Consider the following 20,951-nt stretch of genomic DNA (forward strand, 5'->3'; position numbering starts at 1 on the left):
GGGAGCGGTCGGTGAGGGTCAGCCGCTCGCCGGCGCGCAGTTTGGCCCCGCCGCCCTCCGGCACCCCTTCCGCGAGGGCCGTGTCGACGATCACCTGCCACTGCTGCCCGTGGTCGTCGGGCAGGGTGAACTCGATGGGCTGCGGCGAGGCGTTGAAGAGCAGCAGGAACGAGTCGTCGGTGACCGGCTCGCCGCGCGGCCCGGGCTCGGAGATGGCGTTGCCGTTGAGGAAGACGGTGAGCGCGCCGGCCTGTGCGGACTCCCAGTCCTGCTGGGTCATCTCGGCGCCCTCCGGGGTGAACCACGCGATGTCGGAGAGCTCGTCGTGGGTGCCCTCGACCGGGCGGCCGTGGAAGAAGCGGCGGCGGCGGAACACCGGGTGGTCGCGGCGCAGCCACACCATCGACCGGGTGAACTCGCGGATCCGCAGGGCCTCCTCGTCGGACTCCTCGTCGTCGCTCCCGGACGGCCAGCTCACCCAGGCCAGTTCGTTGTCCTGGCAGTAGGCGTTGTTGTTGCCGTGCTGGGTCCGGGCGAACTCGTCGCCGTGGCTGATCATCGGCACGCCCTGGGAGAGCATCAGGGTGGCGATGAAGTTGCGGATCTGGCGCCCGCGCAGGGCGCGCGTCCCGGGGTCGTCGGTGTCGCCCTCGACGCCGCAGTTCCAGGAGCGGTTGTGGCTCTCGCCGTCGCGGTTGTCCTCGCCGTTGGCCTCGTTGTGCTTGTCGTTGTAGGACACCAGGTCGCGCAGGGTGAAACCGTCGTGGCAGGTGACGAAGTTGACCGAGGCCAGCGGGCGGCGGCCGTCGTCCTGGTAGAGGTCGGAGGAGCCGGTCAGCCGGGACGCGAACTCGGCCAGGGTGCGCGGCTCGCCCCGCCACAGGTCGCGCACGGTGTCGCGGTACTTGCCGTTCCACTCGGTCCACAGCGGCGGGAAGTTGCCCACCTGGTAGCCGCCCTCGCCGACGTCCCACGGCTCGGCGATCAGCTTCACCTGGGAGACCACCGGGTCCTGCTGGACCAGGTCGAAGAACGAGGACAGCCGGTCCACCTCGTGGAACTGGCGGGCCAGGGTGGCCGCCAGGTCGAAGCGGAAGCCGTCCACGTGCATCTCGGTGACCCAGTACCGCAGCGAATCCATGATCATCTGCAGGACGTGCGGGGACCGCATCAGCAGGCTGTTGCCGGTGCCCGTGGTGTCCATGTAGTAGCGCGGGTCGTCCGTCAGCCGGTAGTACGAGGTGTTGTCGAGACCGCGGAACGACAGGGTGGGCCCGAGGTGGTTGCCCTCCGCGGTGTGGTTGTAGACCACGTCGAGGATGACCTCGATGCCCGCCTCGTGCAGCGCCCGCACCGCCGACTTGAACTCCAGCACCTGCTGCCCCCGGTCGCCCCAGGAGGCGTAGGCGTTGTGCGGGGCGAAGAAGCCGATGGTGTTGTAGCCCCAGTAGTTGCTCAGACCCAGGTCCACCAGCCGGTGGTCGTTGACGAACTGGTGGACCGGCATCAGTTCCAGCGCGGTCACGCCCAGGTCCGTCAGGTGCTCCAGGATCGCCGGATGGGCCAGCGCCGCGTAGGTGCCGCGGAGTTCCTCCGGGAGCGCCGGATGGCACATCGTCAGGCCCTTCACGTGGGCCTCGTAGATGACCGTCTCGTGGTACGGGGTGCGCGGCGGCCGGTCGTCGCCCCAGTCGAAGTACGGGTTCACCACCACCGACGTCATCGTGTGCGGCGCCGAGTCCATGTCGTTGCGGCTGTCCGGCGACCCGAAGCGGTACCCGTACACCTCCTCGCCCCAGCGGATCGAGCCGGAGACCGCCTTGGCGTACGGGTCCAGCAGCAGCTTCGCCGAGTTCGTCCGCAGCCCGCGCTCGGGCGCGTAGGGGCCGTGCACCCGGAAGCCGTACCGCTGGCCGGGCATCACCCCCGGCAGGTACGCGTGGCGGACGAACGCGTCGCTCTCGCGCAGTTCGACCGCGGTCTCCGAGCCGTCGTCGTGCAGCAGGCACAGCTCCACGCGCTCGGCGGTCTCCGTGAAGACCGCGAAATTGGTGCCGGCGCCGTCGTACGTGGCACCCAGTGGATACGCCTCTCCGGGCCAGACCTGCATGGATTCGACTCTCCCAGGTGGATGCGGATCTACGGCACCTCTTCGTGTTCGTGGCGATTCTTCCCGAAAGAAGGCGAAGCACGCGCCGCAGGTTCGGATTCGGTGCCCGGGTCAATGCCCTTCCCCGAAACCTCACCCGGAAAGGTGACGGCGAATGATGAGGGGCGGCGTACCGGCGCGGAAGAAGCGGAATCGGCCATTCTGCCGTCCGGCCCGCCCGCACGGCCTCCACCATGCCTCCGACCACCGCCGATGCAGTATGAAAAGACTCACTCCGTCTCCTCCGCACTGCTGGAACGGACGTGCAGGATGCGGTAGTTGGGGAAGGAGCCTGTGCATCCGGCTGCACCGTCCGCCAACCCGGAGTAATCTTTCTTGATCATTGAAGAGGACGGCTCCAGGGGAGCGGAAGGCGGTGCACGGGTGGGCTCGGGAGGCCTGGAGTTGCCCCCTGGCGACGACGGTCGTGAGGGAAGCTCCGCAGACGCCCCGCCCGGCGCGGTGTCACTCGCCCGGCCGATGGAGGCCGCCATCGGGCCGGAGCTGGAATGGGACAGCGAGGCGTGGGGCGAGGTGCGCACCCGCGCCCAGCGGGCCGGCCGCGCCTACATCTGGCTGAATCTGGTCGAACAGCGGATGCGGGCGGTGGTGGCCGCCGTACTGCGCCCCGTCTACGAACCGGTGCACGGCGACGACTGGGTGGTCGCCGCCGCGGGCCCCGCCGGGCAGGAGTGGGTGCAGCGCGCCGTCGCCGTCCGCGAGGTCAGCCGCCGCAAGGGCTACCTGCTCGACCCGGCCGACGACAACGTGCTCAGCTTCCTGACGCTTCCGCAGCTACGCGAGTTGACCGTGCAGCACTGGCCCTGCTTCGAGCCCTACTTCGACGACCGCCGCGAACTCGAACTGGCCCTGGACGAGCTCGAGGTCGCCCGCAACGTGGTCACCCGCAACCGCGCGCTCTCCGAGGCCGTCCTCGCCCAGGCCGAACGCGCCTCCGCCCGGCTGCTGGACATGCTCGGCGCCGGCGGCGACGTGCCCTCCGCCCGCCGGCTGCCCGTCGACGCGGTCGAGGACCTGGTCGGCGACCGGTACGCCGACGTGGTCGCCGTCCACCCCGACCGGGTCCGGATGCTGCGCGACTTCCCCGCCGAGGACATCTTCGGCGGGGCGCGCCGCCTGGACGCCATCGGCATCGGCCTCAACCTGCTGGTGCAGAACTTCTCCGGCCGGCGGCTGGTGCGCCTGGCCGAGTCCGGAACACGGGTGCGGCTGCTCTTCCTCAACCCCGCCTCCAGCGCCGTCCGCCGTCGCGAGCGCGAACTGGGCATCAAGCGGGGAGAGCTGAGCCGGGCGGTGGAGATGAACATCCTCCACATGCGCCGGGTCCGGGCGAGGCTGCGCGATCCGGGCGCCTTCGAGATCCAGGTCTACGACGAGACCCCCCGGTTCACCGCCTACCTGGTCGACGGGGACGGCGCCGACGGGATCGCGGTCGTCCAGTCCTACCTGCGGCGGACCCGGGGAATGGAGGCCCCGGTGATGCTGCTGCGCAACGGCGGCCGGGTCGTCAGGTCGGGCCACCCCGAGGAGGGCGCCCTCTTCCCCACCTACCGCGAGGAGTTCGAGACGGCCTGGGCGGATTCGCGTCCGGTTTCCTGAACGCCCCCCTTTCCGCCGCTTGCCTCCGGGGCGCCGCCGGGAAGGGGAGGGGGCGGGAGGGGAGGTGGTCCGGGCCGGGCGTTGTCAGTGGCGCGTGCGAAGGTGAAAACACCTGGGGGACGCATTTCACCACAAGAAGGGGGCCGCCATGGGCTGGCACCACGCACCGCTGATCGGCTTCGACCTGGAGACCACCGGAACCGACCCGCACCAGGCGCGCATCGTCACCGCCGCCGTGCTCGAGGTCAGGGAGGGGGAGGTCGCCGGGCGCCGGGAGTGGCTCGCCGATCCGGGCATGGAGATCCCCGCCGAGGCGGTCGCCGTGCACGGCATCACCAACGAGCGGGTGACGGCCTGCGGCCTGCCCGCCGACCGGGTGGCCGACGAGGTGGCCGAAGTGCTCACCGCCCACTGGCGGGCCGGCACACCGGTCGTGGTCTACAACGCGGCCTTCGACCTCACGCTGCTCTCCGCCGAACTCCGCCGCCACGGCCTGCCCTCGCTGCGCGAGCGGCTGGGCGGACAGGACCCGGCGCCGGTCGTCGACCCCTACACGGTCGACCGGGCCGTCGACCGCTACCGCCGCGGCAAGCGCACGCTGGAGGCGGTCTGCGCCGAGTACGGCGTCCCGCTGGACGACGCGCACGACGCGGCCGCCGACGCCCTGGCCGCCGCCCGCCTGGCCCGCGCGATAGCCGAGCGCCACGCCCAGGTGGCCGGTCTGGGCGTGGCGGAGCTGCACCGGCTCCAGATCGGGTGGCGGGCCGAGTGGGCGGCCGGGCTGCAGGACTTCCTCCGCTCCAAGGGGGAGGCGGACGCGGTGGTCGACGGGGCGTGGCCGCTGCGGGAAGCGGCGTAGCGCCGCCCGGCCCGCGCGCCGGGGCTCAGAACGGGTACCAGCGCACCGTGGGGTCGCCCTCGCGGAGCGAGGCGACGCGGCGCCCGAACTCGGCGAGAGCCTTGGGGTTGTGGGGCGCGTGCTGCGCCACCCATGCGCAGCTGGCGGTTTCCCGGGCGCCGCGCAGGACCGCGCAGCCCTCCCATTCGCGCACGTCCCAGCCGTAGGTCCCGGTGAAGGCGTCGTACGCCTCGGCGGGCAGGCCGTAGCGGTCGTGCGAGAGCGCCATCACGACCAGGTCGTGCTCGCGGAGGTCGGAGGAGAAGGTCTCCAGATCCATCAGGACCGGGCCGTCCGGGCCGACGAGCACGTTGCGCGGCAGCGCGTCGCCGTGGATGGGGCCCGGCGCCAGACGCGGGACGAGGGCGGCGGCCTCGGCGGCGAAGCCGTCACGCCGGGCGCGGAGGTAGGCGGCGTCCTCGGCGTCGATCGCGTCGCCGGCCAGCGTCAGCCAGCGCTCGACCCCGCCGAGCAGGTCGCGGCGGGGAAGCGGGAGCGGCGGCGCGGGCAGCGCGTGCACCACCCGGAGCAGCTCGGCCAGGTCGCGGGCCTCGGCGGGGCGGACGGCGTCGGGGAGGCGGTGCCAGAGGGTGACCGGGTGCCCCTCGACCAGCCGGGGTTCCCCGGCGGCGCGGACCGCGGGGACCTTCCGCTCCTCCAGCCAGCGCGCGATGGCGACCTCGTGGCGGGCGCGGTCCAGCAGTTCGGGCGTGCGGGCGATCTTGACGACGAGGTCGCCCGCGGCGAAGACGGCGTTCTCGCCGAGGGCCAGCAGCGGCGCGTCCTCGGCGACGCCGCGGAGCTCGGGGTGCGCGTGCCTCGCGGCGGCGGCCAGGACGGCGCGGGCCGATGCCTCGTCCATGGGGGTCCTTCATGAGGTGTGCGGGTGTGCGGGCCCAGTCTGACATCCGCGAGGCGCCCGCCCGGACCGGGGCGGGCGCGGGGCACCCGCACGACGGCGGGGAACCGGCGTGCGGGTGCGCGGCGCGGGACCTAGGGTGACCGGATGGCGTCGATCAGGAAGTTCCAAGTCACCTTCGACTGCGCGGAGCCCGAGCGCGTGGCCCGCTTCTGGTGCGAGGTGCTGGGGTACGTCGTGGCCCCGCCCCCGGAGGGGTTCGCGAGCTGGGACGAGTTCAGGCGGACGCTGCCGCCCGAGGACCGGGGCGCGGCGTTCGCCTGCGTCGATCCCTCGGGCGTGGGACCGCGCCTGTACTTCCAGCGCGTTCCCGAGGGCAAGGTCGTCAAGAACCGGGTGCACCTCGACGTGCGGGTCGGCACCGGGCTCGTGGGTGAGGAGCGCCTGGCCGTCCTCGAGGCCGAGTGCGAACGGCTGGTCGCGCTCGGCGCGGTGCGCGAGAGGCTGCTGCCCGCCGACGGCGTCGACGAGTCGTGCATCGTCATGCGGGACGTCGAGGGCAACGAGTTCTGCCTCGACTGAGGGCGCGGGAACGGGCGTCAGACGCCCGGGATTCCGCGGGCCCGGAAGGCGGCGCGGACGGTGGCGGCCGCCTCCGGGCCGTACATCTCCTGCGCCGTGGCGACGGTCGCCGACGCCGCGTCGGCGAAGCTGGTGTCCGGGGCGAAGTCGAACTGGGCGTTGACGATGACGCGGTCCGCGGTGCGCGCGCCCAGCGCGCCGCGGATGTCGAAGAGGGCGCGGGACCATATCTGGCCGTCCGCGTGGACCTGGCCCACCCGGTCCGCGTAGGTCCTGGTCCCGTCGACGCGGCGCAGGCAGTGCGGGGCCGCCGAGTAGGGGGCCGAGTCCCAGTCCGCCACGCACGCCAGGTCCGCGGCGCGCGTCCACCCGTACCGCTGCGTCGCGTGGTCGCCCACGGTCACCGCGAGGTAGTCCCCGAAGGCCTCGCCGATCGCGCCGGCCTCCACCGACGTGCCGTACCCCGGCACCTGCGCGTGGTGCACCGCGTGGCCGTACTCGTGGATGATCACCTCCGCGTCCTCGGCGTCGTCCACCCCGCCCTTGCCGAGCCGGATCTCCGCCTTCCTGTCGGTGAAGTAGGAGTTGTCGGCGCCCCACTGGTTCAGCCGGACCGGCTGCACCCGGTCGTTGACGCCGGGCAGTTCGCTGCCGAATCCGAGGCTCTGCAGGTACTCCTGGGTCTCGTTGATCCAGAAGTACGCCATCACCTGCTCGAACCCGTCGTCCTGGCGGTCGTAGGCGTCCGCCCCCGCCACCGTGGCGGGGGCGCCGGTCTCGGAGCGGACGGTCACCCACCGGCCGGAGAGCCGGCCGCTGCCGTCGAGGTTGCGCAGTGTCGCCAGGGCGTAGGCGGAGTCCGGGACGGCGGACGCGGAGTCCTTGGCGTCCACCAGGGTCTGGTCGCCCGACGACTGGACCGGGTTGACCATGAAGACGCGCCCGGCGGGGACGTCCTCGGCGGCGGCGGGCGCGGCGGTGGCCAGGCCCGCCAGCGCCACGACGGCGACCGCCGCCGACACGGCGCGGCGGTGGGTGCGACGGATCATGTGGATCCTCCGGGGTTCGTGGGTATGCACCGGGGGGTGGGTGGCGGTGATACTTCCGCATTCACCGGGGTGTTGACCAGGCTCGGCCGTGACTGCCGTACCATCCACGGACAACTCCTCATGCCCCGCGGTGGCCCCAGGCCCGTCGCCGGGGCGCAGTGTTACGGCGAAGACGGCGAAGACGCGGGAGGAACCCCATGGCCCGGGGCAGACATCGCAGGCGCAGGAGGGGTGCTGCGCTGCGTGCCCTGCTGGGTGGGACGGCACTCGCCCTGACCGGGGCGGCGACCGTCATCAGCGTGTCGCAGGCGACCGACGACACGCCGGGCGGGCTGGAGCGGCTGCCCGCCGCGGCCGGTCCGGCGCTCCACGAGGAGGCCGTCCCCTGGCGCCGGCTCGACACGCTCGCCGAGAGGCTCGGGCAGCCCGTCGCGCTGGGCACGGTGCTGCGCGAGGCCGGGCACGAGATGTCGGCGGAGGCCGGCTGCGCGGACGACGGGACACTGCCCGCCGACCCCGAGGCGGTCCGCGCCTACTGCTGGGAGAAGACCGACGCCCGGGACGAGGACTGGACGCCGGTGTCGGTGACCACCTCCGCGGACGCCGACGACGACGGGCGGTGGGGCGAGCACCGGGTCGTCCTCTCCGCCTGGACGCGCGCCCCGGAGGCGGACGGTCCCGGTTCCGCGCGGGTCGCCTTCGTCGACGCCGGGGACCCCGGCCGGCTCACCTACACCTGGGGGCTGCTGGCGCTGCCCGCGGCGCAGGGCGAGCGGGGACGGGGCGAGGCGTACCGGCCGCTGGGCGCCGAGGTCCGCGGCATGGTCTGGTACCAGGACAAGCTGCTGGCCACCGTGGGGCGGCCGGACGGCGGGGAGACGCTGCACGTGTTCTCCCTGGACCGCGTCCACCGGACGGCGGCGACGGCGCAGGAGGCCGGGAACCGGACACCGTTCGTGCTCCCGGCCGTCGCCTCGTACCGCCTGGAGGGCGGCGGGTGCGGTCCGGCGCAGGAGTCGGAGGAGGGCGCGGCGTGCCTCGGCGCGCTCTCGCTGGACCGGTCCACGGCCCCCGACACCCTGGTCGTCGCCGAGCGGCGGGCGGAGGGCCCCTCGCGGCTGTGGCGCTACACGTTCAGCCGGTACCCGGGCCGGGAGGGACTGCTCTCCGTGGACGGCGGCGGCGTGGCGCGGCCGGTGGAGAGCTTCCGGACGGAGGCTGCCGAGATCCGGGGCCTTGTCCCGTACCGCGCGCCGGGCGCCGCCGAGGACCGCTGGTACCTGGCGTCGGACCCGCGGGAGGCGGACGGCGGCCGGTCCGCGCTGTGGGCGCAGTCGGCGGGGGAGCGGACCGCCAGGGCCGCGCGGTGCGGGGAGTACGAGCTGCCGTTCTGCTGGGCGGCGGGAGCGCGCGGGCTGGCGCTCCGGCCGGGCACCGGTGAGCTGTGGGGCGTCTCGGACGCGCCGGGCCGCGGGGAGCGGAGCCTGTTCACCGTGCCCCTCGGTGCGGTCGACGCCTCCCTGGAGTAGCCCCGGCGCCACCACCGGCCGGCACTTCCGCCACCGGGGCGTCCGGACCGGCCGCCGGGGTGCCCGAGGCGCCCTCGGTACCCGGACCGGCCGCGGCACCCCGACGGGGACGCCGCCGGCCGGTCGCCCGGCTCCCTGGGCCCCGCCGCCGTCACCACCCGGTGCCTCGAGCAGGCCTTCCCGGCGGTCCCGCGCCGGCCGCCGGGCCGGGCGGGGACCCTCCGGCCCGCTCGGGCCGCCGTGCCCCGCCGGAGTCCGGCGGGTTCCTGCGCGCCTCGGAGGGCCGCGACGCCGGCCGGGCCGGCCGGCCCGGTCCTCCGGGTGGCACCAGCCGTCTCACGGGCCCCGCCCGTCCCCACGGTCGCTCCCGCCGCCGCGGCCCCGCCCTCTCCCTGACCTGGTGGTACGCCCCGGCCGTCCACAGGTGTCCATGACACCTTCATGTCGCATGCCGAGACAGCTCGGTCCGGAATGTGGACGATGCTGGACGGTCTCCGTGCTGCCGTGTCACGCTTCCGCCATGTTCGGAACTGGAATCGCCCTGGTGAGTCGACGGCACGTCGACCTCGGCCGCATGTCCAGCGCCATCTGTCCGGCCTGCTGACGCGTTCTCAGCCGCCCGACGCCCCCCTCCCCCCTCTGTGCCCGCGCGCTGCCCGCGCGGTACGCCTCTCTGCCCCTGCGCGCATCCGCCCAGCTCAGAGCCGCTCCGCCCGTCTGTCCCGAAGGACTGTGAACCATGGCCGCCACGCCTCAGAATCCCGCCGCCTCCCGCCGCAAGGTGAGCCGACACCGCGGTGAGGGTCAGTGGGCCGCCGGGCACTTCACCCCCCTCAACGGAAACGAGCAGTTCAAGAAGGACGACGACGGTCTCAACGTGCGGACACGCATTGAGACGATCTACTCCAAGCGCGGCTTCGACTCCATCGACCCCAACGACCTCCGCGGACGCATGCGCTGGTGGGGCCTGTACACCCAGCGCCGCCCCGGGATCGACGGCGGCAAGACGGCCGTCCTCGAGCCGGAGGAGCTGGACGACAGCTACTTCATGCTGCGCGTGCGCATCGACGGCGGCCGGCTGACCACGGAGCAGCTGCGCGTCATCGGCGAGATCTCGCAGGAGTTCGCCCGCGGCACCGCGGACATCACCGACCGGCAGAACATCCAGCTGCACTGGATCCGCATCGAGGACGTCCCCGAGATCTGGAACCGCCTCGAGGCGGTCGGCCTGTCCACCACCGAGGCCTGCGGCGACACCCCGCGCGCCTTCCTCGGCTCCCCGGTGGCCGGCATCGCCGAGGACGAGATCATCGACGGCACGCCCGCCCTGGAGGAGGCGCACCGCCGCATCGTCGGCAACCCCGCCTACTCCAACCTGCCCCGGAAGTTCAAGACGGCGATCTCCGGCTCCCCGCTGCTGGACGTCGCCCACGAGATCAACGACGTCGCCTTCGTCGGCGTGCGCCACCCCGAGCACGGCCCCGGCTTCGACCTCTGGGTCGGCGGCGGCCTCTCCACCAACCCCAAGCTCGGCGTCCGGCTGGGCGCCTGGGTGCCGCTGGACGAGGTGCCGGACGTCCTGGAAGGCGTCATCTCGATCTTCCGCGACTACGGCTACCGCCGGCTGCGCAACCGGGCCCGCCTGAAGTTCCTGGTCGCCGACTGGGGCCCGGAGAAGTTCCGGCAGGTGCTCCAGGACGAGTACCTCAAGCGCGAACTGGCCGACGGGCCGGCGCCCGCCGAGCCGGTGGAGCGCTGGCGCGACCACGTCGGCGTGCACCGGCAGAAGGACGGCCGCTACTACGTCGGCTTCGCCCCGCGCGTCGGCCGCGTGGACGGCGCCACCCTCACCAAGGTCGCCGACCTGGCGGCGGAGCACGGCTCGGGCCGGCTGCGCACCACGGTCGAGCAGAAGATGATCGTGCTGGACGTGGCCGAGGAGCAGGTCGCCTCGCTGACCGAAGGGCTGCGCGCCCTGGACCTGGTCGTCGAGCCCTCCTCGTTCCGGCGCGGCACCATGGCCTGCACCGGCATCGAGTTCTGCAAGCTCGCCATCGTCGAGACCAAGGCCCGCGGCTCCGCGCTCATCGACGAACTCGAGCGCCGGCTCCCGGAGTTCGACGAGCCGCTGACCATCAACCTCAACGGCTGCCCCAACGCCTGCGCGCGCATCCAGGTGGCCGACATCGGCCTCAAGGGCCAGCTCGTGCTCGACGACGACGGCCGGCAGGTCGAGGGCTACCAGGTCCACCTCGGCGGCGCCCTCGGCCTGGAGGCCGGCTTCGGCCGCAAGGTCCGCGGCCTGAAGGTCACCTCCGCCGAACTCCCCGACTACATCGAGCGCGTGCTGCGCCGCTACCTGGAGCAGCGCGAGCCCGGCGAGCGCTTCGCCGCCTGGACCGCCCGGGCCGGCGAGAAGGACCTGTCGTGAGCGAGCGGGCGGCCCCCTTCCACTGCCCCTACTGCGGGGACGAGGACCTGCGGCCGGGCGAGGAGGGACCCGGGAACTGGGAGTGCGGGGCGTGCAACCGCGCCTTCCGGCTGAAGTTCCTCGGACTGCTCGCCCGCGGGTTCCAGGACGGCGGCCGGCAGCACCACGACCGTGACGGCGAGGAGGAGGGGACATGACCACGGCGGAACAGCACCGCACCGACGAGGAACTGAAGGCGCTCGCCGAGCGGGCGGGCCGCGACCTCGAGGACGCCCCGGCCCTGGACATCATGAGGTGGGCCGTCGAGACCTTCGGCGACCGCTTCTGCGTCACCTCCTCCATGGAGGACGCGGTGGTCGCCCACCTCGCCTCCCGGGTGAGGCCCGGGGTGGACGTGGTCTTCCTCGACACCGGCTACCACTTCGAGGAGACCATCGGCACCCGGGACGCCGTCGAGGCCGTGATGAACGTCAACGTCCTCACCCTCACCCCCCGGCAGACCGTCGCCGAGCAGGACGCCGAGTACGGGCCGAGGCTCCACGACCGCGACCCCGACCTGTGCTGCAAGCTGCGCAAGGTCCAGCCGCTGGAGGAGGGGCTCAAGGGCTACCAGGCCTGGGCGACCGGCCTGCGCCGCGACGAGTCCCCGACCCGCGCGAACACCCCCGTCGTCGGCTGGGACGCGCGTCGCGGCAAGGTGAAGGTCTCGCCGATCGCCCGCTGGACCCAGGACGACGTGGACGACTACGTCGCCCGGCACGGCGTGCTCACCAACCCGCTGCTGATGGACGGCTACGCCTCCATCGGCTGCGCGCCCTGCACCCGCCGGGTGCTGGAGGGCGAGGACGCCCGGGCCGGCCGCTGGGCCGGGCGCGGCAAGACCGAGTGCGGGCTGCACGGATGACCGGCGGCACCCGGGCACCGGGGGAAGCGATGACCGAGGAGAACGAGCACGTGAGCGGAGCCACCGTCTGGCTGACGGGTCTGCCGAGCGCCGGCAAGACCACGATCGCCCTGGAACTCGCCGCACGCCTGCGCGCGGAGGGACACCGCGTGGAGGTCCTCGACGGCGACGAGATCCGCGAGTTCCTCTCCGCGGGCCTCGGCTTCACCCGCGAGGACCGCCACACCAACGTCCAGCGCATCGGCTTCCTCGCCGAACTCCTCTCCCGCAACGGCGTGGTCACGCTGGTGCCGGTGATCGCGCCCTACGCCGACAGCCGGGACGCGGTCCGCAAGCGCCACGAGGCGGGCGGCACCCCCTACCTGGAGGTGCACGTCGCCACCCCGGTCGAGGTCTGCTCGGTCCGCGACGTGAAGGGCCTGTACGCCAAGCAGGCGGCCGGCGAGATATCCGGGCTCACCGGCGTCGACGACCCCTACGAGGCGCCGGCCGCTCCGGACCTGCGGATCGAGTCGCAGGACCAGACCGTCGCCGAGTCCGCCGCCGCCGTCCACGCGCTGCTCACCGAAAGGGGCCTGGCATGACCACCGTCGCCGCACTCCGCGACACCACCGCGGGCCAGGGTCCGCTCGGCCACCTCGACGTCCTCGAGTCCGAGGCCGTGCACATCTTCCGCGAGGTCGCGGGCGAGTTCGAACGGCCGGTGATCCTCTTCTCCGGCGGCAAGGACTCCATCGTGATGCTGCACCTGGCGCTCAAGGCCTTCGCGCCCGCGCCGGTGCCGTTCACCCTGCTCCACGTGGACACCGGACACAACTTCCCCGAGGTCATCGAGTACCGCGACCGTGTGGTGGCCCACCACGGGCTGCGCCTCCACGTGGCCTCGGTCCAGGACTACATCGACCGCGGTGTGCTCCGCGAACGCCCCGACGGCACCCGCAACCCGCTCCAGACGGTCCCGCTCACCGAGACCATCCAGAGCGAGAAGTTCGACGCGGTCTTCGGCGGCGGCCGCCGCGACGAGGAGAAGGCCCGCGCCAAGGAACGCGTCTTCTCCCTGCGCGACGAGTTCTCCCAGTGGGACCCGCGCCGCCAGCGCCCCGAGCTGTGGAACCTGTACAACGGCCGGCACGCGCCCGGCGAGCACGTCCGCGTCTTCCCGCTCTCCAACTGGACCGAGCTGGACGTCTGGCAGTACATCAAGCGCGAGGCGATCGAACTGCCGTCGATCTACTTCGCCCACGAGCGCGAGGTCTTCCGGCGCGACTCCATGTGGCTGACCGCGGGCGAATGGGGCGGCCCCAAGGACGGCGAGACCGTCGAGAAGCGCCTGATCCGCTACCGCACCGTCGGTGACATGTCCTGCACCGGCGCCGTCGACTCCGACGCCGCCACGCTGGACCAGGTGATCGCCGAGATCGCCGCCTCCCGGCTCACCGAGCGCGGCGCCACCCGGGCCGACGACAAGCTTTCCGAGGCGGCGATGGAAGACCGCAAGCGCGAGGGGTACTTCTAACCATGACGACCACCACCGAACAGGCCGCCGAGCCCACCACGCTGCTGCGGTTCGCCACCGCCGGATCGGTCGACGACGGCAAGTCCACCCTGGTCGGACGGCTGCTGCACGACTCCAAGTCGGTCCTCGCCGACCAGCTGGAGGCGGTCGAGCGGGCCTCCGCCGGCCGCGGCCAGGACGCCCCCGACCTCGCGCTGCTCACCGACGGCCTGCGCGCCGAGCGGGAACAGGGCATCACCATCGACGTGGCGTACCGTTACTTCGCCACGCCGAGGCGGCGGTTCATCCTCGCCGACACCCCCGGCCACGTGCAGTACACCCGCAACATGGTCACCGGCGCCTCCACCGCCGACCTCACCGTGATCCTGGTCGACGCGCGCAACGGCGTCGTCGAGCAGACCCGCCGGCACGCCGCCATCGCCGCCCTGCTGCGCGTCCCGCACGTCGTCCTCGCCGTCAACAAGATGGACCTGGTCGACTACGCGGAGCCGGTGTTCGCGGCCATCGCCGAGGAGTTCACCGCCTACGCCACCGAACTGGGCGTGCCCGAGGTCACCACCGTCCCGATCTCCGCGCTGGCCGGCGACAACGTCGTCGAGCCCTCCGCGCACATGGACTGGTACGGCGGACCCACCGTGCTCGAACACCTGGAGACCGTCCGGGTCGACGGCACCGTCGACCAGCTCCCGGCCCGGCTCCCGGTGCAGTACGTGATCCGCCCGCAGACCGCCGAGCACCCCGACTACCGCGGCTACGCCGGGCAGATCGCGGCCGGCTCCTTCCGCGTCGGCCAGGAGGTCACCGTGCTGCCCTCCGGCCGCACCACCCGGATCACCGGCATCGACCTGCTCGGCGTGCCGGCCGACAGCGCCCGCGCCCCGCAGTCGGTGACCGTGCTCCTCGCGGACGACCTGGACGTCTCCCGCGGCGACCTGATCGCCCCGGTCCAGGCGGCGCCCGCCGTCACCCAGGACGTCGAGGCCACCGTCTGCCACGTGGCCGACCGGCCGCTCACCGAGGGCCACCGGGTGCTGCTGAAGCACGGCACCCGCCTGGTCAAGGCGATCGTCAAGGAGATCCCCTCCCGGCTCACCCTGGACGACCTCTCCCTCCACCCCCGGCCCGGACAGCTCGTCGCCAACGACATCGCCCGCGTGGTGATCCGCACCGCGGAGCCGCTGCCGCTGGACGCCTACACGCAGTCCCGCACCACCGGCGCGTTCATCCTGATCGACCCGGCCGACGGCTCCACCCTCACCGCGGGCATGGCCGGCGACTCCTTCGCCTCCGACAGGCGCACCGCCGAGGCCGCCCCGGCCGCGGCGGACGAGGACGGGTGGGACTTCTGACCGTGAACACCCCAGGTTTCTTCGGCACGTTCGCCAAGGAGGGCGGCCGCGTCGGCAGCGGCACCCTCGGCAGCGGGCAGGGCGGAGTCGCCCGATGTGCGGGACGCGTCCGGCGCGTCCGGCGTCACCGACTCCGCACCGAACGAAGATCCGACCACCTCCCGGCCACCACCTGACAGACGCGCAGGCGGTGACCGCCGGGCCACCGAGAGGACACCCTCCCGTGCCTGCCATCCGCTCCCTGACCCGCCGGGGCATCGCCGCGGTCGCCGTGCTCCCGCTGCTGGCGCTCGCCGCCTGCGGCTACGGCTCCCAGGCGAAGGGCGACGCGCAGAACGCGGTCGCCCAGGGCAGGAAGACCGACGGCCTGGACTCCGTCCGCATCGGATACTTCGGCAACCTGACCCACGCCACCGCGCTGGTCGCCAACAACAAGGGATTCCTCCAGAAGGAACTCGGCGGCACCCAGGCCACCTACCAGGTGTTCAACGCGGGACCCTCCGCGATCGAGGCGCTCAACTCGGGCTCCATCGACATCGGCTGGATCGGCCCCTCCCCGGCCGTCAACGGCTACACCAGATCCCAGGGCAAGAACCTCCGCATCGTCGGCGGTTCCGCCTCCGGCGGCGTCAAGCTGGTGGTCGACCCGGACAAGGTGGGGTCGCTCGAGGACGTGAAGGGCAAGCGGATCGCCACCCCGCAGCTCGGCAACACCCAGGACGTGGCCTTCCTCCACTGGATCTCCGAGCAGGGCTGGAAGGTCGACGCCGAGAGCGGCAGGGGCGACGTCTCCGTCGTCCGGTCCGACAACAAGGTGACCCCGGGAGCGTTCGCGTCCGGTTCCATCGACGGCGCGTGGGTGCCCGAACCGACCGCGTCGAAGCTGGTCGCCGAGGGCGGCAAGGTGATCCTCGACGAGGCGAGCCTCTGGCCGGACGAGAAGTTCGTGATCACCAACATCGTCGTCTCCCAGGAGTTCCTCACCGAACACCCCGAGGCCGTCGAGGCGGTGCTGCGGGCCTCCGTCGAGACCAACGAGTGGATCAACGCCCACCCCGACGAGGCCAAGCGGGCCGCCAACGCGCAGCTCGAGCTGGACTCCGGCAAGGCACTGCCCGCCGAGGTCCTCGACCCGGCATGGGAGTCCATCCGGATCACCGACGACCCGCTGGCCGCGACCCTGGACGCCCAGGCGGACCACGCCGTCGCCTCCGGCCTGCTCGAGGACCCGCGGCTGGACGGCATCTACGACCTGCGTCTGCTCAACAAGGTCCTGAGGAAGGCCGGCAAGCCCGCCGTCGACGACGCCGGCCTCGGCACCGACTGACCGCGGCCGCACCGCCGGCCGCGCCGAACGACCACACCCATCCGTGAGTTCCCCCCAGGAGGTGACCATGGCGACCATCACCCTCGCCACGGCCGAGGACACCCGGACCGACGTCCGCAGCGCCGCGCGCATCGAGCACGTCTCCAAGTCCTTCGCCGGGCCCGCCGGAACCCAGCTCGTCCTGGACGACATCAGCCTCGACGTCGCCCCCGGCGAGTTCGTCACCCTCCTCGGGGCCTCCGGCTGCGGCAAGTCCACCCTGCTCAACCTGGTCGCCGGCCTCGACCGGCCGACCTCGGGCGCCATCACCACCGACGGCCGCCCCGCCCTGATGTTCCAGGAACACGCGCTGTTCCCCTGGCTGACCGCCGGGAAGAACATCGAACTCGCCCTGAAGCTCAGGGGGGTCGACAAGAGCCTTCGCCGCGACCGGGCCGAGGAACTCCTCGAACTGGTCCGGCTCAAGGGCGCCTACGGCAAGCGCGTCCACGAACTCTCCGGCGGCATGCGCCAGCGCGTGGCGCTCGCCCGCGCCATCGCCCAGGACAGCCGGCTGCTGCTGATGGACGAGCCGTTCGCCGCGCTCGACGCCATCACCCGCGACGTGCTGCACGACGAACTCACGCGGATCTGGCGGGAGACCGACCTGTCGGTCCTCTTCGTCACCCACAACGTGCGCGAGGCGGTGCGGCTCGCGCAGCGGGTCGTGCTGCTCTCCTCCCGGCCCGGCCGCATCGCCCACGAGTGGCAGGTCGACATCCCGCACCCGCGCCGCATCGAGGACGCCGCCGTCGCGGAGCTGTCCGTAGAGATCACCGAACAACTCCGTGGGGAGATCCGCCGACATGGCCAGCACTGACACCTCGACAGCCGCCAAGGACGCCGTGGAGGGCGGCGACGGGGGCCGGCCGGCGGACGACACCGCCGGGCTCGAAGCCGGTCTGGACGCCCTGGAGTCGGTGGAGCCCCGGCGCACCCCGCTGCGGCAGACGCTGCTGCAGAAGGTCCTCCCGCCCGTCGTCGCCGTCCTGCTGGTGGTGGCCGTCTGGCAGCTCCTCGTCACCCTGAGGATCGTCGACGACCCCACCAAGCTGCCCGCGCCCTCCGACGTCTGGGCCGAGATCGAGGAGTCCTGGCTCCAGGGCGAACTCCTCGGCTACATCTGGACCAGCGTCTCCCGCGGCCTGCTCGGCTTCCTGCTCGCCCTCGCCATCGGCACCCCGCTCGGACTGCTGGTCGCCCGGGTCAGGTTCGTCCGCGCCGCGCTCGGACCCATCCTCTCCGGACTCCAGTCGCTGCCCTCCGTCGCCTGGGTGCCGCCCGCGGTGATCTGGCTGGGCCTCAACAACTCCATGATGTACGCGGTGATCCTGCTCGGCGCCGTGCCGTCCATCGCCAACGGACTGGTTTCCGGCGTCGACCAGGTGCCCCCGCTGTTCCTGCGCGCCGGCCGCACCCTCGGCGCCACCGGCCTCAAGGGCGCCTGGCACATCGTGATGCCGGCCGCGCTGCCCGGCTACGTGGCCGGCATGAAGCAGGGCTGGGCGTTCTCCTGGCGCTCCCTGATGGCCGCCGAGATCATCGCCTCCTCGCCCGACCTCGGCATCGGACTGGGCCAGTTGCTGGAGAACGGCCGCAACGCCTCCTCCATGTCCCTGGTCTTCCTCGCCATCATCCTGATCCTGGTCGTCGGCATCGCCATCGACCTGCTGATCTTCAGTCCCCTGGAGCGGCGGATCCTGCGCGGCCGCGGCCTCCTCGTCAAGAGCTGAGCGATTCCCGTCATGCACCACGCCCCCGTCCTCCTCGTCGTCGCCCACGGCAGCCGCGACCCCCGCCACGCCGCCACCGTCCACGCACTGGTGGAGCGGGTGCGGGAGCGGCGGCCCGGACTGCGCGTGGAGACCGCCTTCCTCGACTTCAACCTGCCCTCCGTCACCGGGGCGCTGGAGTCGCTGGCCGCCGAGGGGGTCCGGGAGGTGGTCGCCCAGCCGCTGCTGCTCACCCGGGCCTTCCACGCCAAGGCAGACATCCCGGCCGTGCTGCGCCAGGCCCCGCCGTCGCTGCGGATCCGCACCGCCGAGGTGCTGGGCCCCCACCCGCTGCTGCTCACGGCGCTGGAACGACGGCTGTACGAGGCGGGACTGACCCCCGCCGACAGGTCCGCCACCGGGGTCGTCCTGGCCTCGGCGGGCTCCACCGACCCGGAGGCGATCGCGGTGATCGCTGACATCGCGCGGGAGTGGCGGCACACCGGTTGGTGCGCCGTGCGGCCCGCGGTCGCCTCCGCGGCATCTCCCGAGGGGTTCCCCCGCACCGAGGACGCGGTGCGGGAGCTGCGCGCCGCGGGATGCGAGCGGGTGGCCGTGGCCCCCTACGTCCTCGCCCCGGGCCGCCTCCCCGACCGCATCGCGGCCGGCGCGGCCGCGGCCTCCGCCGACGTGCTCGCCGACGTCCTGGGCCCGGCCCCCGAGGTGGCCCGCCTCCTGCTGACGCGGTACGACGCGGCGTGCCTCCCGGCGGTGAGGGCGCTCGGGGCGTAGGGGCGTCCCGAAGGCCCCGCGGGCGCGGAAAACCCCTGCGGGCGCGTCACCCGGCCGTGACAGTGTCTGCCCACACGAACTCGCGCCTCTTCGTGGGGCGGGACGGAACGGAACAGACATCCATGGGCACTTTCAAGCGGTTCGGCACCCATTCCGGGTTCAAGTGCGACTTTTACCTGCACATCGGGCCGGTGGAGGGCGCCTGGGAGAACTGGTCGGGCTGGGACGGCAAGCGGTTCGGCGACCAGTTGTGGAGTGATGTGGGGCGTGGTCTGAGGGTGCCCACCGAGAGCTGCCCGGGCTCCCAGGACGAACGGGTGCCGAGCTGGTACAACTACCATTTCCTGGACGACGACGTCAGTCTGAAGCTGTATGTGGAGGAACCGGAACCGGGAGACGCCTATGAGGTGGTGCCGGTCAGTCTCGACGTGATCTCGCTCTGGAGCGAGGCCGGCGACGTGGCGGAGCGGATCTACGACTGGCTGGACGCCACGGGGAAGTACTTGTTGGTCGCCCACGAGGTGGGCGGCATGAGGGTGGCCGCCAACTTCGAGGTGCCGGAGACGGACTGAGGGGGCCGGTCCCCTCAAGGAGCCGCCGTCAGCTCCGTCAGCCTGAGGACCGTGTTCCAGTTGCGGGTGGTGGCGACCAGGCCCTTGGTCAGGCGGGGTCCGGCGAGGTGTTCCGCGAGCTTGGAGCGGCCCATGCCGTCGGGCAGGTACAGGTAGAGCGCGCGGTCGCCGACGCGGAACTCCTCCGGGAGGTACGCCTCGCGGTCCGGTGCCGCGAAGCGCGCCTCGTCGACGGAGCGGTCGAGGAAGGTGACGTGCAGCTGCCTGCCCTCCAGCTCGGCGGCGGGGAACGGGCAGGCGGCGACGATCCCGGCGAGGTAGGCGTGGTCGCGGACCAGCACCTCGCAGGTGAACCCGAACCGCTTCTCCAGCGCCTCCGTCAGCTCCGCCGCCAGCGCGTCCTCGTCCCCGCGCTCCGTCGTGAACACCGCCTGGCCGCTCTGCAGGTACGTCCGCACGTCCCCGTGCCCGAGCTCCTCCAGCAGGGAACGCAGTTCGGCCATCGGCAGCTTCCGGCCGCCGCCCACGTTGATTCCGCGCAGCAGCGCCGCATAGGTCGTCATGGCGGTCACCTTACGGCGGCGGGGCGGAGCCCGGGCGGTGGGGACGACGACGGGGGAGCCGTCGCCGGGGGCGGCGAGGATGTCGGCGTCGATGCCGTACAGGTCCTTGACGAGGGCGGCGGTGACGACGTCGCGCGGGGCGCCGGCCGCGGTGTCGGTGCTGGAGGACATCGAGAAGGCGATGGCCGCGTAGGACCATCGGCCGGCGGGCCGGACGGGGGACGGTCCCCGGGGCCGGCCCGTTCTCCGTTCCGGCGCACGGGAAGGGGGACGGGACGCGCAGGGGGAGGAGCGGCGGACGATCTCCCGGCCCGGCCCGGCCCGGCCCGGGCCGTGGGCGCGGGCGCCTCAGCCTTCCGCGAGCAGCGGGTCGATCATCCCGTGCAGGTCCTCCCGCGACAGCTCCCCCATGGCGCGCGCGGCGATCCGCCCCTCCCGGTCGACGACCACCGTGGAGGGCACCGCCCGCGGGTGCAGTGTCCCCTTCGGGAAACCGGACAGGACGAGGCGGCCGTCGGGGTCGTACAGGCTCGGGTAGGGGACGCCGTACTCCTCCTCGAAGGCGAGGGCGAGGCGCCTGGTGTCGCGGGTGTCGACGCCCACGAAGCGCACGCCCTCGCTCCTCGTCTCCTCGGCCACGTCGGCGAGGTGGGGCGCCTCGGCGCGGCAGGGCGCGCACCACGAGGCCCAGACGTTGAGCACGACGATCCGGCCCCGGTGGTCGGCGACGTCCAGTTTCCCGCCGTCGAGGGTCTCGCCCCGGATCTCGCCCAGGGGGCGCCGTTCCCCCTCGGGGACCATGGTCACGCCGACGACGGCGCTCCCGGGGGCGGTCCCCTGCTCCGTGCCGTCCGCCCCGGTCGCGCACGCGCCCAGCGAGAGGCTTCCGACCGCCGTCGTGACCGCCAGGACGGCCCGTGTGATCCGCACGGAGTTCATGACGGGCGGCATCGCACGGCTCGTGCCGGGACCCGGCACCGCCCCCGGGGCCGCCGCGGGACGTCCGAGGGGCCGCGGCCCCGTCGTTGTACCGTGCGGCCGTCGGCCGGGACGGCCGTCG

General features: G+C 73.0%; 21 protein-coding genes. 16 read left to right on the forward strand and 5 right to left on the reverse strand.

Annotated elements, in window-relative coordinates:
* Window positions 1-2,110 (reverse strand): glycogen debranching protein GlgX (gene glgX / locus A2U95_RS03350; protein WP_166020733.1); only part of this gene is annotated, 2,110 nt, incomplete at its 3' end.
* Between the two features lie 423 nt (window positions 2,111-2,533).
* Between glgX and A2U95_RS03355 the strand changes: the two genes are divergently transcribed.
* Both A2U95_RS03355 and A2U95_RS03360 read left to right on the forward strand, forming a co-directional pair.
* Window positions 2,534-3,769, forward strand: coding sequence for an SAV2148 family HEPN domain-containing protein (locus A2U95_RS03355; RefSeq protein ID WP_166020734.1), 1,236 nt, complete (start codon window positions 2,534-2,536; stop codon window positions 3,767-3,769).
* Window positions 3,770-3,917: 148 nt separating this feature from the next.
* The gene (locus tag A2U95_RS03360) at window positions 3,918-4,628 is read left to right on the forward strand and encodes an exonuclease domain-containing protein (protein ID WP_166020735.1); all 711 of its coding nucleotides are present in this window, start codon (window positions 3,918-3,920) and stop codon (window positions 4,626-4,628) included.
* Between the two features lie 25 nt (window positions 4,629-4,653).
* On the opposite strand, the gene A2U95_RS03365 is transcribed toward A2U95_RS03360, so the two are convergent.
* A complete protein-coding gene (locus tag A2U95_RS03365; protein ID WP_166020736.1) occupies window positions 4,654-5,529 on the reverse strand; it encodes a phosphotransferase enzyme family protein in 876 nt (291 codons plus the stop codon).
* Window positions 5,530-5,673: 144 nt separating this feature from the next.
* On the opposite strand from A2U95_RS03365, the gene A2U95_RS03370 reads away from it, so the two are divergent.
* A complete protein-coding gene (locus tag A2U95_RS03370; RefSeq protein WP_166020737.1) occupies window positions 5,674-6,108 on the forward strand; it encodes a VOC family protein in 435 nt (144 codons plus the stop codon).
* A 17-nt stretch (window positions 6,109-6,125) separates the two neighbouring features.
* Here A2U95_RS03370 and A2U95_RS03375 read toward each other — a convergent pair whose 3' ends face one another.
* Window positions 6,126-7,157 (reverse strand): M4 family metallopeptidase, encoded by a 1,032-nt coding sequence (locus A2U95_RS03375; protein ID WP_166020738.1) that lies wholly within the window; start codon window positions 7,155-7,157, stop codon window positions 6,126-6,128.
* Window positions 7,158-7,456: 299 nt separating this feature from the next.
* Here A2U95_RS03375 and A2U95_RS03380 point away from each other — a divergent pair, with 299 nt between their 5' ends.
* The 13 genes from A2U95_RS03380 (at window position 7,457) to A2U95_RS03440 (ending at window position 19,328) form a co-directional block, all read left to right on the forward strand.
* Window positions 7,457-8,686: a hypothetical protein gene (locus tag A2U95_RS03380; RefSeq protein WP_240957186.1), complete on the forward strand. Its 1,230-nt coding sequence runs from the start codon at window positions 7,457-7,459 to the stop codon at window positions 8,684-8,686.
* 739 nt (window positions 8,687-9,425) lie between these two features.
* Complete coding sequence (locus A2U95_RS03385) at window positions 9,426-11,117, forward strand: nitrite/sulfite reductase (RefSeq protein WP_166020740.1); 1,692 nt, start codon at window positions 9,426-9,428, stop codon at window positions 11,115-11,117.
* A complete protein-coding gene (locus A2U95_RS03390; RefSeq protein WP_166020741.1) occupies window positions 11,114-11,314 on the forward strand; it encodes a hypothetical protein in 201 nt (66 codons plus the stop codon). The genes A2U95_RS03385 and A2U95_RS03390 overlap by 4 nt, the downstream gene beginning before the upstream one ends.
* Entirely contained in the window at window positions 11,311-12,021 is a 711-nt protein-coding gene (locus A2U95_RS03395; protein WP_166020742.1) for a phosphoadenylyl-sulfate reductase, read from the forward strand. Before A2U95_RS03390 ends, A2U95_RS03395 begins: the two co-directional genes overlap by 4 nt.
* Window positions 12,022-12,050: 29 nt before the next feature.
* On the forward strand, window positions 12,051-12,605 hold the full coding sequence (gene cysC / locus A2U95_RS03400; RefSeq protein ID WP_166020743.1) for an adenylyl-sulfate kinase: 555 nt from the start codon (window positions 12,051-12,053) through the stop codon (window positions 12,603-12,605).
* Window positions 12,602-13,537: a sulfate adenylyltransferase subunit CysD gene (cysD, locus tag A2U95_RS03405; RefSeq protein ID WP_166020744.1), complete on the forward strand. Its 936-nt coding sequence runs from the start codon at window positions 12,602-12,604 to the stop codon at window positions 13,535-13,537. Before cysC ends, cysD begins: the two co-directional genes overlap by 4 nt.
* A gap of 2 nt (window positions 13,538-13,539) precedes the next feature.
* Window positions 13,540-14,886 (forward strand): sulfate adenylyltransferase subunit 1, encoded by a 1,347-nt coding sequence (locus A2U95_RS03410; protein ID WP_166020745.1) that lies wholly within the window; start codon window positions 13,540-13,542, stop codon window positions 14,884-14,886.
* Between the two features lie 2 nt (window positions 14,887-14,888).
* On the forward strand, window positions 14,889-15,062 hold the full coding sequence (locus tag A2U95_RS03415; RefSeq protein ID WP_166020746.1) for a hypothetical protein: 174 nt from the start codon (window positions 14,889-14,891) through the stop codon (window positions 15,060-15,062).
* Window positions 15,063-15,109: 47 nt separating this feature from the next.
* The gene (locus tag A2U95_RS03420; protein ID WP_166020747.1) at window positions 15,110-16,213 is read left to right on the forward strand and encodes an aliphatic sulfonate ABC transporter substrate-binding protein; all 1,104 of its coding nucleotides are present in this window, start codon (window positions 15,110-15,112) and stop codon (window positions 16,211-16,213) included.
* Window positions 16,214-16,280: 67 nt separating this feature from the next.
* Entirely contained in the window at window positions 16,281-17,072 is a 792-nt protein-coding gene (locus tag A2U95_RS03425; RefSeq protein WP_166020748.1) for an ABC transporter ATP-binding protein, read from the forward strand.
* A complete protein-coding gene (locus A2U95_RS03430) occupies window positions 17,059-17,985 on the forward strand; it encodes an ABC transporter permease (protein ID WP_166020749.1) in 927 nt (308 codons plus the stop codon). The genes A2U95_RS03425 and A2U95_RS03430 overlap by 14 nt, the downstream gene beginning before the upstream one ends.
* 12 nt (window positions 17,986-17,997) lie before the next feature.
* Window positions 17,998-18,756, forward strand: a complete 759-nt coding sequence (locus A2U95_RS03435; protein ID WP_166020750.1) for a sirohydrochlorin chelatase — start codon at window positions 17,998-18,000, stop codon at window positions 18,754-18,756.
* A gap of 122 nt (window positions 18,757-18,878) precedes the next feature.
* Window positions 18,879-19,328, forward strand: coding sequence for a hypothetical protein (locus tag A2U95_RS03440; protein WP_166020751.1), 450 nt, complete (start codon window positions 18,879-18,881; stop codon window positions 19,326-19,328).
* A gap of 14 nt (window positions 19,329-19,342) precedes the next feature.
* Here the strand turns inward: A2U95_RS03440 and A2U95_RS03445 are convergent, their stop codons facing one another.
* Window positions 19,343-19,891, reverse strand: a complete 549-nt coding sequence (locus A2U95_RS03445) for a DUF1697 domain-containing protein (RefSeq protein WP_166024777.1) — start codon at window positions 19,889-19,891, stop codon at window positions 19,343-19,345.
* 348 nt (window positions 19,892-20,239) lie between these two features.
* Window positions 20,240-20,830 (reverse strand): TlpA family protein disulfide reductase, encoded by a 591-nt coding sequence (locus A2U95_RS03455; protein WP_166020752.1) that lies wholly within the window; start codon window positions 20,828-20,830, stop codon window positions 20,240-20,242.
* Window positions 20,831-20,951: the final 121 nt, after the last annotated feature.

Origin of the sequence: Streptomyces chilikensis, assembly GCF_001642695.1 — a bacterium.
Lineage (GTDB): Bacteria > Actinomycetota > Actinomycetes > Streptomycetales > Streptomycetaceae > Streptomyces > Streptomyces chilikensis.

Bases quoted from the DNA above. Each gene is read 5' to 3' on its own strand.
- A2U95_RS03360 (WP_166020735.1), top strand. From the start codon at position 3,918: ATGGGCTGGCACCACGCACCGCTGATCGGCTTCGACCTGGAGACCACC.
- A2U95_RS03365 (WP_166020736.1), bottom strand. From the start codon at position 5,529: ATGGACGAGGCATCGGCCCGCGCCGTCCTGGCCGCCGCCGCGAGGCAC.
- A2U95_RS03370 (WP_166020737.1), top strand. From the start codon at position 5,674: ATGGCGTCGATCAGGAAGTTCCAAGTCACCTTCGACTGCGCGGAGCCC.
- A2U95_RS03375 (WP_166020738.1), bottom strand. From the start codon at position 7,157: ATGATCCGTCGCACCCACCGCCGCGCCGTGTCGGCGGCGGTCGCCGTC.
- A2U95_RS03385 (WP_166020740.1), top strand. From the start codon at position 9,426: ATGGCCGCCACGCCTCAGAATCCCGCCGCCTCCCGCCGCAAGGTGAGC.
- A2U95_RS03395 (WP_166020742.1), top strand. From the start codon at position 11,311: ATGACCACGGCGGAACAGCACCGCACCGACGAGGAACTGAAGGCGCTC.
- cysC (WP_166020743.1), top strand. From the start codon at position 12,051: ATGACCGAGGAGAACGAGCACGTGAGCGGAGCCACCGTCTGGCTGACG.
- cysD (WP_166020744.1), top strand. From the start codon at position 12,602: ATGACCACCGTCGCCGCACTCCGCGACACCACCGCGGGCCAGGGTCCG.
- A2U95_RS03410 (WP_166020745.1), top strand. From the start codon at position 13,540: ATGACGACCACCACCGAACAGGCCGCCGAGCCCACCACGCTGCTGCGG.
- A2U95_RS03425 (WP_166020748.1), top strand. From the start codon at position 16,281: ATGGCGACCATCACCCTCGCCACGGCCGAGGACACCCGGACCGACGTC.
- A2U95_RS03430 (WP_166020749.1), top strand. From the start codon at position 17,059: ATGGCCAGCACTGACACCTCGACAGCCGCCAAGGACGCCGTGGAGGGC.
- A2U95_RS03435 (WP_166020750.1), top strand. From the start codon at position 17,998: ATGCACCACGCCCCCGTCCTCCTCGTCGTCGCCCACGGCAGCCGCGAC.
- A2U95_RS03440 (WP_166020751.1), top strand. From the start codon at position 18,879: ATGGGCACTTTCAAGCGGTTCGGCACCCATTCCGGGTTCAAGTGCGAC.
- A2U95_RS03445 (WP_166024777.1), bottom strand. From the start codon at position 19,891: ATGACGACCTATGCGGCGCTGCTGCGCGGAATCAACGTGGGCGGCGGC.
- A2U95_RS03455 (WP_166020752.1), bottom strand. From the start codon at position 20,830: ATGAACTCCGTGCGGATCACACGGGCCGTCCTGGCGGTCACGACGGCG.